Raw genomic sequence first — 15,404 nt, 5'->3', positions numbered from 1 at the left:
CGGCGCCGGCCCCCTCCCCCATCGGGGCGCGACCGCTGCCCCCACCCCTCGCTTTCATCGAGCCACACGTCTTCCGGTGTCCAGCCGGTACGGGCTTCGGCAGGACGGGTGCGCGCTCTCACTACTGGGCGATCATCTCCGCCTGCCGCACGATCACCTCGGCCTGCTTGATCGAGGCGATGTCGACCAGCCGCCCCTTGTAGACCGTCGCGCCCTCGCCCCGCGCCTTGGCCTCCTCCATCGCGGCGAGGATCTCGCGCGCCTCGGCGACCGCGGCGTCCGACGGGGTGAAGACCTCGTTGGCCAGCGCGACCTGCCGGGGATGGATCGCCCACTTGCCGACCATGCCCAGCGTCGCCGACCGCCGCGCCTGCGCGCGGAACCCCTCGTCGTCCGAGAAGTCGCCGAACGGTCCGTCGACCGGCAGGACGCCGTGGGTCCGGCAGGCCGCGACGATGGCCGCCTGCGCCCAGTGCCAGGGGTCCGAATAGTGCCGCGTGCCCTCGTGCAGCATGTAGTACTGCTCCTGCGTGCCGCCGATGCCGGTCGTCTGCATCCCCATCGACGCCGCGAAGTCCGCCGCGCCGAGGCTCATCGCCTGGAGCCGGGGCGAGCCTTTCGCGATCTCCTCGACATGGGCGATTCCCGCCGCGCTCTCGATGATGACCTCGAAGCCGAGACGCCGCTCCCGCCCCGCCGCCTTCTCCGCCGCGGTCACGAGGGCGTCCACGGCGTAGAGGTCCGCCGCGCACCCGACCTTCGGGATCATGATGAGGTCCAGCCGGTCGCCCGCCTTCTCCACCAGGTCGACCACGTCGCGGTGCCACCACGGCGTGTCGAGGCCGTTGATCCGCACCGACAGCGTCTTGCGGCCCCAGTCGATGCCGCCGATCGCCTCCACCACGGTCGCCCGGGCCGCGTCCTTGTCGCCGGCCGAGACCGAATCCTCGAGGTCGAGATTCACCACATCCGCCGCCGAGGCGGCCATCTTCTGAAAGATCGCCGGGCGCGATCCCGGACCGAAGAGCTGGCAGCGGTTCGGGCGGGCCGGCGGCGCGGGCTGGAGACGGAAGGACATGGGGCGGCAACTTTCTTTCGCTGGGACGCGTCACCGGGATACGACCGTCGCGCCCCGCCCTGCAAGTTTCGTGCAACAGTCGGAACATTCGAGCATTCCTGGCGGGTCATAGGCGAATTTTCGCCGGTTCCGGCGGGACTGCGCCCATGGCTGTGCGTTTTTGAGCAAATTTCTTGATGCGCCCCGAAACCCTTTGTTAGGTCGCAGCCGGGACAGGCAATCAGGGATAGGGCGCGTGCGATCACGGGTGGCTCATCGACTTCAGGTCGCATTGGAGAAGCGTTTTCCGGAGCGGCGGCTCTTTCTCAGGTCCGACACCGAAACGCGATTCATCCGACTGAAGCCGGGCACCCAGCTTCTCGCCTGGACCGGGGTCACGCTCACCGTCGCCTGGACGATCATCGCCACCGCGATCCTGTTGATGGATTCCATCGGCGCCGGAAACTTCCGGGCGCAGGCGATGCGCGACAAGCTGGTCTACGAGGAGCGGCTGAACGCCATCTCGGACGAGCGTGACGCCCGCGCGGCCGAGGCGGTCGCGGCGCAGCAGCGATTCTCCTCGGCGCTCGAGCAGGTGTCGATGATGCAGTCCGCGCTCCTGCGGACCGAGGATCGCCGCCGCGAGCTGGAGACCGGACTCGAGGCCGTGCAGGCGACCCTGCGCCGCACCATGACCGAGCGCGAGGAAAGCGAGAGCCAGGTCGCCGCGCTGACCGCCGCGATGGAGACGGGCGACGGCGCCCCCGGCACCGGCGCCCTGTCGGGCGAGCTGCAGGGCACGCTCGACATCCTCGCCGACGCCCTCGCCGACACCGCCGAAGAGCGGGACGAGATCGCCGAGAACGCCGAGTTCGCCGTGACCCGCGCCCAGGATCTCGAGCTGGAACTGCGCCTGATGCGCGACCGCAACGACGAGATCTTCCGCCAGATCGAAGAGGCGATGACCGTCTCGGTCGAGCCGCTGGACGACATGTTCCGCGCCGCCGGGATGGATACCGAGGACATGCTGGCCGCCGTGCGCAGCGGCTATTCCGGCACCGGCGGCCCGCTGACGCCGCTGTCCTTCTCGACCATGGGCGGCGAGCCGGACGAGGACACGCTGCGCGCCAACGGCATCCTGAACCGTCTCGACGAGATCAACCTGTACCGCATCGCGGCCGAGCGGGCGCCGTTCGACTTCCCGCTGCGCGACGCCTACCGGATGACCTCGGGCTTCGGCATGCGCTGGGGCCGGATGCACGAGGGCACCGATTTCGCCGGTCCGATCGGCACCCCGATCTACGCGACCGCCGACGGCGTCGTCACCCACGCCGGCTGGTCCTCGGGCTACGGCCGGCTCATCAAGCTTCAACACGAATTCGGCATCGAGACCCGCTACGGCCACCTGAACGCCATTCGCGTCAACGTCGGCCAAAGGGTCTCGCGCGGGGAGAGGATCGGTGATATGGGGAATTCCGGACGCTCCACCGGGCCCCATCTCCACTACGAGATCCGCGTCGGTGGCACAGCCGTCAACCCCATGATCTATATCAGAGCCGGAAGCGATGTTTTCTAAGAGCAAAGTCGAACAGCCCGGGCAGAAGGGGACGGAGTCCTCGACACCGGCCCCTGCCAGCAGCCAGTCCGCCTCCGGCACGGGCGCGGCCGACTACCGCCCCGCGGTGCCGAAATCCAAGCCGCCGGCGTCGGTCCTGTCCGCGGACCTGCACATCAAGGGCAACATCAAGACCTCCGGTGACATCCAGGTCGAGGGTCAGATCGACGGCGACATCCGCGCCCACCTGCTGACGGTCGGCGAGGGCGCCACCGTGAAGGGCGAGCTGGTCGCCGACGACGTCGTCATCAACGGCCGGATCGTCGGCCGGGTGCGCGGCCTCAAGGTCCGCCTCACCTCGACCGCGCGCGTCGAGGGCGACATCATCCACAAGACGATCGCGATCGAATCCGGCGCCCACTTCGAAGGCTCCGTCCAGCGCCAGGACGACCCCCTGAACGCCACCGGCTCGCCCAAGACCCTGCCGAAGCCGACCGCGGCCGAGAGCCAGGGCGGCTGAAGGCCGGCCTTTTGTCAGATATAGCACCGAAAGGCGGGGCGCCCGGGGCCCGGGTGCCCCGTTTCGATTCCGGCTTCTGCCGCCCCGAGGCGCGCCGCCGCATCCTCGCCGCCGCGATCCTCGGCTCGTCGATGGGTTTCATCGACGGCTCGGTCGTGGCCATCGCGATCCCGGCGATCCGCGAGGGGCTGGGCGCCAGCCTCGCCGAGGCGCAGTGGATCAACAACGCCTACATGGTCGCCATCTCGGCCCTCGTCCTCGCCGGCGGGGCGGTCGGCGACCGCTTCGGCACCGCCAAGATCTTCGCCACCGGCATCGGCATCTTCATCGTCACGTCCCTGCTCTGCGCCGTCGCGCCCTCGCCCCAGGCGCTGATCTGGGCCCGCTGGGCGCAGGGCGCGGGCGCGGCGCTCATGGTGCCCGGCTCGCTCGCCATCATCGCCCGCGCCTACCCGCGCGAAAGCCGGGGCCGCGCGATCGGCCTGTGGGCCGGCGCCTCGGCGCTGACGACCGCGCTCGGACCGGTCATCGGCGGTATCGCGCTGTCGTTCGGGCCGGACGGCATCTGGCGCGGCGTCTTCGCCATCAACCTGCCGCTGGGCCTGGTCGCCCTGTGGCTGGTGTGGAGCAACGTGCGCGAGGACAAGCCGCGCCCGGACCGCGGCCTCGACCTCGCGGGGGCCTTCTTCGCCACCACCGGCCTCGGCCTGCTCGCCTGGGGCTTCATCCGGCTGGAGGTCGGGCACTGGTGGCTGTGGATGCTGATCGGCGGCGCCGTCGCGCTGGTCCTGTTCCTGGTGACCGAGGCGCGCAGCCGGGCGCCGATGATGCCGCTCTACATCTTTCGCGAGCCCATCTTCGCGGTCGCGAACCTCACCACCTTCACCCTCTATTTCGGTCTTTCGGCGATCCTGTTCTTCCTGCCGATGCTGCTGATCGCCGGCTGGGGCCTGAACGAGATCGAGGCCGTCGTCGCCTTCGCGCCGCTGTCGCTCGCCATCGCGCTGCTATCGGGGCGGTTCGGCAAGCTGGCGGACCGGATCGGTCCTTTCCCGCTCATCGCCTGCGGCGCGGCGCTGGTGGCGCTCGGCTACGGCTGGCTGTCTTTGTCCGTCATCAGCCGCGAATTCTGGACCGGGGTGATCCCGCCGCTCCTCGTCTCCGCCCTCGGCATGTCGATGGTCGTGGCCCCGCTGTCGACAGCGATCATGGCGAGCGCGGCGGAGGACGCGGGCGGCGTCGCCTCGGGCGTGAACAACGCCGTCAGCCGGGTGGCCGGCCTGTTCGCCGTCGCCGCGATGGGCCCCCTCGTCGCCGGCGTCTACCGCCGCGAGGGCGGCATCTTCTCCTACGGCGAGGCGCGGGGCGCGGGCGGCGGCGGCGCCCACGTCGCCGCGATGACCGAGGCGTTCGGCGCGCTGGCCGAGGTCTGCGCGGCGCTGGCCGCGGCCTCGGCGATCATCGCCGCGGTGGGCATGTGGCGAACCCGCGGATCGTGACGGCTCACAGGTCGGCGCACACCCGTGCCACGAGCGCCGTCACCGGGTCCGCCCCGGACAGCTCCATCACCGGCGCAGCCTGCCGCGCCAGCCAGGTGCGGTGCCGGTGCAGCGAGCGCCCGCCGAAATACGGATCGTCGTAGCCCGCCGCCCAGGTCATGAACTCGCGATGCACCCGCTCCATGTCGCCGCCCGGCGCGATCCGGTCGCCGTAGAGCCTGCGCTCGCGCGCCTTCAGCCGCGCCAGCCGCTGCGCCCCGGGCAGGGTCAGGAAAACGATCAGGGTCGCGTCACCGATCAGCGGATCGCCCCAGCCGTCGGCGGAGCCGGACCAGACCCAGCCCCCCTGCCCCAGCGCCGCGGCGATGGTCTCCAGCTGGTCCGGGATCGCCGCCTTGACGGTGAACGGCACCTCGGACGGCGCCCAGTAATGCGCGTCGGTATCGACGTGGGGCACCGCCAGCGCCTCTGCCAGCGCGGCGCCGAGGGTGCTGGTCCCGGTCCCGCTGGCGCCCGTCACGTAGATGCGGGGGGCGGCGGCATCCGGCACGGGATCAGTCCTCGGCCGAGGCCTCCGCCCGGCTCTTGCCGGCAGCCTGCATGGCGAGCGTCGCCGCCATCAGCCCGTCGAGGTCGCCGTCGAGCACGCCTTGCGTGTCCGACGTCTCGAACGAGGTCCGCAGATCCTTCACCATCTGGTAGGGCTGCAGGACGTAAGAGCGGATCTGGTTGCCCCAGCCGGCGTCGCCCTTGTTCTCGTGCGCCTCCATCGTGGCGGCGTTCCGCTTGTCCAGCTCCATCTGGTACAGCCGCGCCTTCAGCGCGTTCATCGCGATCTCGCGGTTCTGGTGCTGCGACTTCAGCGACGAGGTGACGACGATCCCGGTCGGCAGGTGGGTGATCCGCACCGCCGAGTCGGTCTTGTTCACGTGCTGCCCGCCCGCCCCGGACGAGCGGAAGGTGTCGAGGCGGATGTCCTTGTCCTGCACCTCGATCTCGATGTTGTCGTCGACCACCGGGTAGACCCAGATCGACGCGAACGAGGTCTCGCGCGTGCCCTTGCCGAAGGGCGAGATCCGGACCAGCCGGTGCACCCCGCTCTCGGTCTTGAGCCAGCCATAGGCGTTGGGGCCGCTGATCTTGTAGGAGGCCGACTTGATCCCCGCCTCGCCGCCCGCCTCTTCCGACAGAAGCTCGACGTCGTAGCCCTTGGACTCCGCCCAGCGGACGTACATCCGCTGCAGCATCTCGGCCCAGTCGCAGGCCTCGGTGCCGCCGGCGCCGGCGTTGATCTCGAGAAAGGTGTCGTTGCCGTCGGCCTCGCCGTCGAGCAGCGCCTCCAGCTCCTTCGTCGCAGCCCGGTCGCGCAGGCTGCGCAGCGCCGCCTCGGCCTCGGCGACGACGTCCGCGTCCTCCTCCGCCTCGCCCAGCTCGATCAGCTCGACGTTGTCGGCCAGATCGCGGCGCATCTGCTCGTAGCCCGACACCGCATCGGCCAGCATCTGCCGCTCGCGCATCAGCTTCTGCGCCGCCTCTGGATCGTCCCACAGGGTCGGATCCTCGGTGCGGGCATTGAACTCCTCCAGCCGGTGCGGCGCGGTGTCGTAGTTCATCCGCTTCGCCACGAGCTGCAGCGATTTCTCGATCGCCTCGATGGTGGATTGCGTCTCGGCGCGCATCTCTCGAACGGTCCTGTAATCGGGGTCCGCCGGTCTTATCGCGCAGCCGTCCGGGCGGCAAGCGGCCGCCCCTCACGACGGGATGGTGAAGCCCCCGGCCCCGTTCGTGCGGCCCCAGCGCACCCGCGCCCACAGCCGCTCATGCAGGATGTAGCTGACGAGGCCGACCAGCGCGAGCGTCAGCGCCAGCGCGCCGCCCTGCTGCACCGAACCCGTCATCAGCCAGCCGATCAGCGTCATCGTGACGAGGCCCCAGGCCTGCCAGGAGATGGCCTTGGTGATTGTGCGTGCGGTGGTGTCCATCTTGCTCTTGTTCCCCGTGTCTTCCCCGCCCTCTCACTAGCTCACAGCCGTGTGGGCCTGTATTCTGCATCTGGTGAACCGGACTCGCCGCGTGTTCACAATTCGCAACCACGGGGGCTTAAGTGGACAAGCGCGACCGGGCGACGATCTTCCGCGACAGGGTCCGGCAGGCGATGCAGACCGCCGGCCTGACCCGCAGCGCGCTGGCCCGCGCCGGCGGCGTCAACCGCTCCACCATCTCGCAGCTGCTGGACGAGGGCGCGGCCCGTCTGCCGAACGCCAACCTCGCCGCCGAATGCGCGACCGCCCTCGGCGTCAGCGCCGACTGGCTGCTCGGCCTCACCGACCGGCCCGAGCGGCCGGGCGACATCGTCGCCGCCTCGATGGAGATGGCCCGCGCCGCCCGCGCGGTGTCGGACGACCAGCTCCTCGCCTGGCACCGCGAGGCGAGCGGTTACAAGATCCGCCACGTCCCCGCGACGCTGCCCGACATGCTGAAGACGCGCGAGGTACTGCGCTGGGAATATGCGCCGTTCCTCGGCAAGACGCCCGATCAGGCGATTGGCGCCATGGAGGACCGCATCGCCTGGATGCGCTCGGGCGGCTCGGACTACGAGATCGCCCTGCCCCTGCACGAGCTGGAGGCGCTGGCCCGGGGCGAGGGCTACTACGCCGGTCTCGACGCGGACGTCCGGCGCCGCCAGCTGGACTGGCTCGCCCGGCAGGCGGACGAGCTCTACCCCTCGCTGCGGCTGTTCCTGTTCGACGCCCACCGCATCTTCAGCGCGCCGGTCACCGTCTTCGGCCCGCTGATCGGCGTCATCTACATCGGCAGCTTCTACCTGGCGTTCCGCGAGAGCTCGCGCATCCGCGCCCTGTCGGAGCATTTCGACCTGCTCATCCGATCCGCCGCCATCGACGCCCGCGACATCGCCGCCCACGTCAAGGAGCTCGCGGAGCGGGTCTGAGAAGCGCCGACCCGCTGCTCCTATCTTGCCTCAAATACCTCTCGGGGGGGCGTGCGCCAGCACGCGGGGGGCAGACAGCCCCCCTCCACCATCTCCGTTCAGTACAGCCCGCCCGAGGACAGCGTCCCGAACGACGCCCGCGGCCCGACGACCGCGGTGCCGCCGGTCGAGGTGGTCACGTTGCGCGAGGCGGCGCGGACCTCGTCCACCAGCGGCAGGTCGCCCGCCACCGAGAAGCCGCCGTCGAAGGTGATGCCGAAGACCGGCTCCTCCCCGGCGCGGAAGCATTCGGCCACGACGTTCGGGCCCGACGCGCTGTCCGGCAGGCGGGCGCCGGAGAAGCGGTCGATCTTGATGAACTGGCACTCGGGCGGAACCTCGAACGGGCCGCCGCCGAACTCGTCGATCGCGCTCTGCATGAACTGCTGGAACACCGGCGCGCAGACGCCGCCGCCGGAGGCCCCGTACATCGGCTCGGGCTGGTCGTAGCCGATGTAGCAGCCGGCGACGATGGTGTTGGAGAAGCCGACGAACCACACGTCCTTGGCATCGTTGGTGGTGCCGGTCTTGCCGGCGATCGGCACCGGCAGGTTGATCGCGCCGCGGGCGGTCCCCCGCTCCACCACACCCTGCATCATCGACACGAGCTGGTAGGCAGTCACGGCGTTCATGATCCGGTCGCGGTTGCTGACGATGTTCGGCGCCTCGCCCGGCAGCAGCGTCGGCACCGAGCAGTCGGTGCACATCCGCTGGTCGTGACGGTAGATCGTGTTGCCCCAGCGGTCCTGCACCCGGTCGACCAGCGTCGGCTCCACCCGCTCGCCGCCATTGGCGAACATCGCGTAGGCCGCGACGATGCGGTACAGCGTCGTCTCCTGGCTGCCGAGCGCGTTGGCGAGGACGTGGTTCATCTCGTCGTAGACGCCGAACTCCTCGGCGTAGCGGGCGACGATGTCCATGCCCACCTCCTGCGCGAGACGGATCGTCATCAGGTTCCGCGACTGCTCGATCCCCGTCCGCAGGGGCGTGGGGCCGTAATACTGGTGGGACGCGTTCTGCGGCCGCCACACCCCCTGGGGCGTGTCGATCTCGATCGGCGCGTCCACGACGATCGTCGCGGGGCTGTAGCCGGAATCGAGCGCCGCGGCATAGACGAACGGCTTGAAGGCCGAGCCGGGCTGCCGGTAGGCCTGCGTCGCGCGGTTGTAGACCGAATGCTGGTAGCTGAAGCCGCCCTGCATCGCGAGGACCCGGCCGGTGTTCACGTCCATCGCCATGAACGCGCCCTCGATCAGCGGCACCTGCCGCAGCGTCCAGCGGATCAGGTCGCCGGTGCCGTCCTCGCCGGTCGTCATGCGCCGGACGTGGACCACGTCGCCGACCTCGAAGTTCTCGAAGAAGTCGCCGCGCATCCAGGCGATGTCCTCGCGCGGGACCGTCACCGACGGCTCCTCGCGGCCCTCGACGCCGAGGGTCAGCTGGCTGTCCTCGACGTTCAGGACGACGGCCGGATACCAGGTCCCGTCCAGCGTGATGTCGCGGGCCACCTCGACGTCGGCGAGCGCGGCGCGCCAGCTTTCCTCGTCGTCCAGCAGGGACGGGTCGATCGTCTTGCCGGTGCCGCGCCAGGTGCTGCGGGAATGGTCGAAATCCTCCAGCGCCCGCTGCAGGGCGTGCGCGGCCTCGATCTGCAGGTCGGGGTCCACCGTCGCGCGGATCGACAGGCCGCCCGAGAAGAACTCCTCCTCGGTGTAGCGGGCCGACAGCTGGCGCCGGATTTCGTCGGTGAAGTAGTCCCGCGGCGGCAGCGCCGAGCGGAAGCTGTCGATCTCGCCGCCCTGCACCGTCTCCAGGGGCGCCGCGACCTCGCGGTCGTGGGTCTCCTGGTCGATGTACCCGTCCTCCAGCATCCGGCCGAGGACGTAGTTCCGCCGGGCGATCGCGTCGTCGTGCTGGCGGACCGGGTGCAGGTTGCCCGGCCGCTGCGCCAGCGCGGCGAGGTAGGCGGTCTGCCCGGCCGTCAGCTCGCCCAGCGGCGCGTTGAAGTAGGTCAGCGCGGCGGCGGTGACGCCGTAGGAGTTCTGACCGAGGAAGATCTCGTTCAGGTACAGCTCGAGGATCCGCTCCTTGTCGAGCGCGTTCTCGATCCGCACCGCGAGGATCAGCTCCTTGATCTTCCGCTCGACCGTCCGGTCGGACGAGAGCAGGAAGTTCTTCATCACCTGCTGGGTGATCGTCGAGGCGCCCCGCAGGTCGCGTCCCCGGCTCTGCACCGCGTCGGCCACGGCCGCCGCCATGCCGCGCACGTCGAAGCCGGGGTGGGTGTAGAAGTTCTGGTCCTCGGCGGCGACGAAGGCGTGCTTCACCAGCTCGGGAATCTCCTCGGCCGGGGTGAACAGGCGCCGCTCGACCGCGAACTCGTCGATGATCTCGCCGTTGCGGTCGTAGATGCGGCTGATCTGCCGCGGCGCGTAGCTCGCGAGCACCTCGTGGCTCGGCAGGTCGCGGCCATAGATGTAGAACACCGCGCCGAGCGTGAAGGCCCCCATGATGAGGCCGAGCGTGAGCATCGAGAAGATGCTGCCGAAAAAGGAGAAGAAGGCACGCACCACGGCGAGGAGTCCGATCGCTGGGTCAGAAGTCTCCCGCTTATACGGATGCGGCCCCGCCCGGTCAAAAGGACTCCGGCCCCCGGACGGCCGGAAAACGCCCATCCCGCGGTCACGGTGAGGTGAGGCCTTGCAGCCGGCGCGGCGCCGCCGCACCTGATGCGCCATGCAAGCAGATGACGTGATCAAGACCTACCGCGCAGTCGCCGCCGACTTCGACGCCGGACGCGACCGCCGCCTCGTGGAGCGCCGCTGGCTGGACCGCTGGCTCGCCGCGGCGCCCCGCACCACCGGGCGCATCCGCGCCCTCGACCTCGGCTGCGGCGGCGGCCGCCCGATCGCCACCTACGTCGCCGAGCGGGGCGCCGAGGTGACCGGCGTCGACACCGCGCCCGAGCTGCTGGATCTGTTCGCCGAGAGGCTGCCGCGGGCCGAGGCGATCGAGGGCGACATGCGCCGCCTCGACCTCGGCCGGCAGTTCGACGCGATCCTCGCCTGGGACAGCTTCTTCCACCTCTCGGCGGCCGACCAGCGCGGCATGTTCGCGACCTTCGCCGCCCACGCGGCGCCCGGCGCGGCGCTGATGTTCACCTCGGGCACCGAGGCGGGCACCGCCATCGGCGAGGTCGGCGGGCGCCCGATCTTCCACGAGAGCCTGTCGACCGAGGAGTACCGCGAGCGTCTGGACGATGCGGGCTTCGACGTCCTTGCCCACGTGGCCGAGGATCCCGACTGCGCCGGTCACACCGTCTGGCTGGCCCGCGCGCGCCTCTCTCTCACTGCCTGACGAGGGGCGCGCGCGCCTCCTCTCCGGCCGCGAAGCGCTGCAGGCCAAGGAGCAGCGCCTCGACCAGCGGCGCCCGTCCCTCCGGCGTCGACAGCCGCTCGCGGTCGCTCTCGGAGGACAGGAAGCCCGTCTCGACCAGCACCGACGGGAAGTCCGCCGCCGCCAGCACCGCCAGCGGCGCCACCCGGCGGGGGCGGCTGTTCAGCGGTGCGCCCACCGTTTCGAGTCCCGAGACCAGCGCGATGGCGAGCCGTTCGCTCGCCGGGCGGGTCTCGAGCCGGGCGAGGTCCATCAGCACCGTCGCCACCGTGTCGTCCTGCCCCGAAAGGTCGAGCCCGGCGAGCAGATCGCCGCGGTCGTGCCTCTCCGCCATCCGTTCCGAAGCGCTGTCCTCGGCCTCGTCGCTCAGCGTGTAGATCGACGCACCCCGTGCCGCCCCTTCCTCCAGCGCGTCGGCGTGGAGCGAGATCAGCACGTCCGCGTTCGCGGCGCGGGCGAGGCTCATGCGCCGGGCGAGCGGGACGAAGACGTCGGCGTCGCGGGTCAGGATCGCGGTCATCCCCTCGGTCCGGTTCACCGCCTCCGCCAGCTCCAGCGCCAGCGCCAGCATCAGCTCCGCCTCGACCGCGCCCTCGCGGGCAGCGCCGGGGTCGATGCCGCCGTGGCCCGGGTCGATGACGACCACCAGCGGGCCCTCCTTGGGCGGGGGCGGCGGCGGGGTTTCGGCCTCCACCGCCCACTCCGCCCCGTCGGGCACTCCGCTTGCCGCCGCGAACGCCTCGGGACTTGCGGGCGCGAGCCGGACCGTCACGTCGGCGCGGCCCGACGGTCCCACCCGCATCCCCGCCTCGTCGATGGCGAGCGGCCCGGCGAGGTCCACGACCAGCCGCGACCAGCCGGTCGCGACCGGCCCGAACCGAAGGCCGGTGGCGTTGTCGGCGTTCATCAGCGCCTCGCGCCGGGCGCCCTGCCAGTCCACCTCGCGGAAATCGAGGACGAGGCGCGGCGGGTCGTCCAGCGTGTAGGCCCGCCAGGGCACCGGGATCGACAGGCCGATCTCGACCGACAGCCCCTCGCCTGCGTCCCGCACCTGGCTGCGCGCCGGATCGAACCGCGCCAGCGCCGAGAAGTCCTGCGCCGCCGCCGCTCCCGCGCAGAGGGCGAGGAGAAGGACCAGCCCCGCTCCCTTCGCATGTCTCCAGATACGCATCACGACGTCTCCACCGGCGTCCGGCCGGCCATGAAGCGGCCGAGCCGCGCCAGCCCCTCCTCGATGTCCGCGGTGGAGCGGGCATAGCTGAGGCGCAGCCAGCGATGGCCTTCCCCGGGGTCGAAATCGACGCCCGGCGTTACCGCCACGTCCGCCTCGTCCAGCACCTCCGCCGCGAAGGTGCGCGAATCGTCCGTCCAGCGGCTCACGTCCAGATAGACGTAGAACGCCCCGTCCGGCGGCGCGAAGCGGTCCAGACCCATCGCCGGCAGCGCCTCCAGCATCCGCCGGCGGTTCTCGGCGTAGACCGCCACGTTCGCCGCCAGCTCGTCCCCGCACTCCATCGCATGCAGCGCGAGGCGCTGGCCGGCGTGGCTGGGACAGATGAACATGTTCTGGGCCAGCCGCTCCACCTGCCGGACCCCGTGCTCGGGCACGACCATCCAGCCCACCCGCCAGCCGGTCATCGAGAAGTACTTCGAGAACGACCCGATGACCCACGCCTCGTCCGTGACCTCCAGCGCCGACACGGCGCGCTGGCCGTAGTCGATGCCGTGGTAGATCTCGTCCGAGACGAACGCCGCGCCCGCCTCGGCGCAAGCGCCTGCAAGCGCCGCCATCCGGTCCCGGTCCAGCATCGTCCCCGCGGGGTTCGACGGCCCCGCGACGATCAGCCCGTCCAGCCCCGCCACGTCCCCGGGCGCCGGCTGCAGCCGGTCCTCCAGCCGCGTGCGCAGCGGCACCGGCGTCAGCGCCAGCGAGGACAGGATGTGCCGGTAGGACGGATAGCAGGGCAGCCCCAGCCCGACCCGCGCCCCGGTGTCGAACAGGGCCGTGAAGGCGAGGAGGAACGCGCCCGACGCGCCCGCCGTCACCACCACGCGGGCGGGATCGAGGTCGACGCCGTACCACTCCCCATAGTGCCGCGCGATCCGGGCCCGCAGCTCCGGCAAACCCAGCGCGACGGTATAGCCGAGCGGCTCCGCAGCGATCTCCGCCGCCAGCCGCGCCCGCGCCTCCACCGGCGCGGCGGTGCCCGGCTGGCCGACCTCCATGTGGATCACCGACCGCCCCGCCGCCTCGGCGGCGCGGGCGGCCTCCATCACGTCCATCACGATGAAGGGATCGACATCCCCCCTGGCGGAGAGCCGTCTTGTGCCTGTCATGCCCTGCCCTCTATGCTCGCCCGGATCAGATGCCAAGCCGGGGGGCCGCGTCAACGCCCGCCCCCGCCCCTCTTCCGGAGCCCTGCCGCATGCCCGTCCTCCGCCGCCTCGCCGCCGCCGCCCTCGCCATGTCCGTCGCCCTTCCTGCCGCGGCGCAGGGGCTGGAGGACATGACCGACGCCGAGCGCGAGGCGTTCCGCGCCGAGGTCCGTGCGTACCTGCTGGAGAACCCCGAGGTTCTCATGGAGGCGATCGGCGTGCTGGAGCAGCGCGAGCAGGCCGCCCAGGCCAGCGCCGACGCCGAGGCCCTCGCCGCGCTGGCGCCGATGCTGGAGGACGAGTCCACCAGCTGGATCGGCGGCAATCCGGACGGCGACGTGACGCTGATCGAGTTCATGGACTACCGCTGCGGCTATTGCCGGCGCGCCTTCGACGAGGTCGAGGCGCTGGTGAATGCCGACGGCAACATTCGCTTCGTCCTCAAGGAATTCCCGATCCTCGGCGAGCAGTCCCTGATCTCGTCCCAGTTCGCCCTCGCGGTGCAGCAGCTGCACGGCGACGACGCCTACAAGATCGCCCACGACGCGCTCATCACGCTGGAGGGGGACGCCACGCCCGACACCCTGACCCGCCTCGCCGAGGGCCTGGGGTTCGAGGCCGAGCCGATCCTCGCCCGGATGGAGAGCGAGGAGGTGATGTCGGTGATCGAGAGCAACCACGCCATCGCCAGCCAGCTCGGCATCAATGGCACGCCGACATTCGTCCTCGGCGGCGAGATGCTGCGCGGCTACGTGCCCCTCGACGCGATGCAGCAGCTGGTGGCCGAGGCCCGCGCCGAGGGCTGAGCGGGGCCGGCCGCGTCCGGGTCGGCTTCCGCCCGCTGTCCCCTGGCAATGCGGCGCCCCTTTCGCGGCGCTCGGCGGGATAATCGGCACCTTGCTGCAATGCGCCCTGCCCGGAAGCAGCCGCGAAGCGGCCCGGGCAGCGTCTGGCCGCCCCCCGGCCAGACGCTTCTTCTCCACCTGCGAGACGAAAGACGTCGTGCGGGGCGCGCCGTAAATCGCTGACCACAACCGTCGGAGCGTCTGCCCGCGGCCAGACACTGCCCTCTGTCCGGCTCGACCTCGTCGCCGGGCTCCCTCCCGCAGAACCCATCCGAACTCGCCGCTTCTGACGGCTTCGTGTGCTGACTTTGCGTCAGCGCCCGCGGCGCTATCCTCCTGTCCACCGACAGACAGGGAGAGACAGATGACGACGAGACGGACATTCCTCGCCTCCGCGGCCGCGGCGGGCACGATCACGGTCCTGCCGTTCCGGGCCAGAGCCGAAGCACACATGGGAGGCGACATGTTCGAAACCGACGGCGGCCAGGTGGTCGTGCATCCCGTCCACCACGCCTCGGTCGTTCTCGAGACGCCGGCCGGCGTGATCTACGTCGACCCGGTCGGCGGCGCCGACATGTATGCCGACATGCCCCCGGCCGACCTGATCCTCGTCACCCACGAGCATGGCGACCACTACGACGCCGAGACGCTGGCGGCCCTTCCGGGCGAGGCGCCGATGATCGTCAATCCGGCTGTCATGGAGATGCTCCCCGAGGATCTGGCCGCCCGCGCCACCGCCATCGGCAACGGCGAGTCGGCGGACGCGCTCGGAACGACGGTGAACGCCGTCCCGGCCTACAACATCACCGAGGGGCGGACGAACTATCACCCGCAGGGCCGCGACAACGGCTACGTCATGACGATCGACGGCTTCACCATCTACATCTCGGGCGACACCGAGGCGACGGACGAGATGAAGGCGCTGACCGGCATCGATCTGGCCTTCGTGTCGATGAACCTGCCCTTCACGATGACGGCCGAGCAGGCCGCCGAGGGCGTGAACGCCTTCGCGCCGGCTTACGTCTATCCCTACCATTACCGTGGACAGGACGGTGGGACGCAGGACCCCGAGGGGTTCGCGTCGATGCTGCAGGAGGGCATCGAGGCGAGGATGGGGGACTGGTACGAGCCGGGCGAGCTGGACGGCGCCTGAGGCCCGGGCGGGGC

At 70.9% G+C, this 15,404-nt stretch carries 14 protein-coding genes; 7 read left to right on the top strand and 7 right to left on the bottom strand.

Going from position 1 to position 15,404, the window contains the following annotated elements; genetic code table 11:
• Positions 1-121: 121 nt before the first annotated feature.
• Positions 122-1,078, bottom strand: coding sequence for an L-malyl-CoA/beta-methylmalyl-CoA lyase (locus A37W_RS0100600; protein WP_018301079.1), 957 nt, complete (start codon positions 1,076-1,078; stop codon positions 122-124).
• A 235-nt stretch (positions 1,079-1,313) separates the two neighbouring features.
• On the opposite strand from A37W_RS0100600, the gene A37W_RS0100595 reads away from it, so the two are divergent.
• Genes A37W_RS0100595 through A37W_RS0100585 form a run of 3 tightly spaced genes read left to right on the top strand, consistent with a single transcriptional unit; the run spans position 1,314 to position 4,631 of the window.
• On the top strand, positions 1,314-2,633 hold the full coding sequence (locus tag A37W_RS0100595; RefSeq protein WP_026198210.1) for a M23 family metallopeptidase: 1,320 nt from the start codon (positions 1,314-1,316) through the stop codon (positions 2,631-2,633).
• Positions 2,623-3,132, top strand: coding sequence for a bactofilin family protein (locus A37W_RS0100590; protein ID WP_026198209.1), 510 nt, complete (start codon positions 2,623-2,625; stop codon positions 3,130-3,132). The genes A37W_RS0100595 and A37W_RS0100590 overlap by 11 nt, the downstream gene beginning before the upstream one ends.
• 53 nt (positions 3,133-3,185) lie before the next feature.
• Entirely contained in the window at positions 3,186-4,631 is a 1,446-nt protein-coding gene (locus A37W_RS0100585) for an MFS transporter (protein ID WP_018301076.1), read from the top strand.
• Between the two features lie 4 nt (positions 4,632-4,635).
• Here A37W_RS0100585 and A37W_RS0100580 read toward each other — a convergent pair whose 3' ends face one another.
• The 3 genes from A37W_RS0100580 to A37W_RS0100570 all read right to left on the bottom strand — a co-directional run bounded on the left by A37W_RS0100580 (position 4,636) and on the right by A37W_RS0100570 (position 6,613).
• Positions 4,636-5,181 (bottom strand): P-loop NTPase family protein, encoded by a 546-nt coding sequence (locus tag A37W_RS0100580; RefSeq protein WP_018301075.1) that lies wholly within the window; start codon positions 5,179-5,181, stop codon positions 4,636-4,638.
• A gap of 4 nt (positions 5,182-5,185) precedes the next feature.
• Complete coding sequence (gene prfB / locus A37W_RS0100575) at positions 5,186-6,310, bottom strand: peptide chain release factor 2 (protein WP_018301074.1); 1,125 nt, start codon at positions 6,308-6,310, stop codon at positions 5,186-5,188.
• A 72-nt stretch (positions 6,311-6,382) separates the two neighbouring features.
• Positions 6,383-6,613: a DUF2061 domain-containing protein gene (locus A37W_RS0100570; protein WP_018301073.1), complete on the bottom strand. Its 231-nt coding sequence runs from the start codon at positions 6,611-6,613 to the stop codon at positions 6,383-6,385.
• 122 nt (positions 6,614-6,735) lie between these two features.
• Between A37W_RS0100570 and A37W_RS0100565 the strand changes: the two genes are divergently transcribed.
• Positions 6,736-7,581 carry a helix-turn-helix domain-containing protein gene (locus A37W_RS0100565; RefSeq protein WP_018301072.1) on the top strand — a complete coding sequence of 282 codons (846 nt, stop codon included), beginning with the start codon at positions 6,736-6,738 and terminating at the stop codon, positions 7,579-7,581.
• 98 nt (positions 7,582-7,679) lie between these two features.
• On the opposite strand, the gene A37W_RS0100560 is transcribed toward A37W_RS0100565, so the two are convergent.
• Positions 7,680-10,193, bottom strand: a complete 2,514-nt coding sequence (locus A37W_RS0100560; RefSeq protein WP_018301071.1) for a penicillin-binding protein 1A — start codon at positions 10,191-10,193, stop codon at positions 7,680-7,682.
• Between the two features lie 163 nt (positions 10,194-10,356).
• Between A37W_RS0100560 and A37W_RS0100555 the strand changes: the two genes are divergently transcribed.
• Complete coding sequence (locus A37W_RS0100555) at positions 10,357-10,977, top strand: class I SAM-dependent methyltransferase (RefSeq protein WP_026198208.1); 621 nt, start codon at positions 10,357-10,359, stop codon at positions 10,975-10,977.
• Here the strand turns inward: A37W_RS0100555 and A37W_RS0100550 are convergent.
• Both A37W_RS0100550 and A37W_RS0100545 read right to left on the bottom strand, forming a co-directional pair.
• The gene (locus A37W_RS0100550) at positions 10,967-12,187 is read right to left on the bottom strand and encodes an N-acetylmuramoyl-L-alanine amidase (protein ID WP_018301069.1); all 1,221 of its coding nucleotides are present in this window, start codon (positions 12,185-12,187) and stop codon (positions 10,967-10,969) included. The two genes, A37W_RS0100555 and A37W_RS0100550, sit on opposite strands and share 11 nt — an antisense overlap.
• A complete protein-coding gene (locus tag A37W_RS0100545; RefSeq protein ID WP_018301068.1) occupies positions 12,187-13,299 on the bottom strand; it encodes a pyridoxal phosphate-dependent aminotransferase in 1,113 nt (370 codons plus the stop codon). Before A37W_RS0100545 ends, A37W_RS0100550 begins: the two co-directional genes overlap by 1 nt.
• 143 nt (positions 13,300-13,442) lie before the next feature.
• Here A37W_RS0100545 and A37W_RS0100540 point away from each other — a divergent pair, with 143 nt between their 5' ends.
• Positions 13,443-14,198 carry a DsbA family protein gene (locus A37W_RS0100540; protein WP_018301067.1) on the top strand — a complete coding sequence of 252 codons (756 nt, stop codon included), beginning with the start codon at positions 13,443-13,445 and terminating at the stop codon, positions 14,196-14,198.
• A gap of 403 nt (positions 14,199-14,601) precedes the next feature.
• Positions 14,602-15,390: an MBL fold metallo-hydrolase gene (locus tag A37W_RS0100535; protein ID WP_018301066.1), complete on the top strand. Its 789-nt coding sequence runs from the start codon at positions 14,602-14,604 to the stop codon at positions 15,388-15,390.
• Positions 15,391-15,404: the final 14 nt, after the last annotated feature.

It is taken from the genome of Wenxinia marina DSM 24838, assembly GCF_000379485.1.
Taxonomy (GTDB): domain Bacteria; phylum Pseudomonadota; class Alphaproteobacteria; order Rhodobacterales; family Rhodobacteraceae; genus Wenxinia; species Wenxinia marina.
Note: the sequence above shows the minus strand (reverse complement) of the source record. Positions and strands in the feature narration are given on the sequence as shown.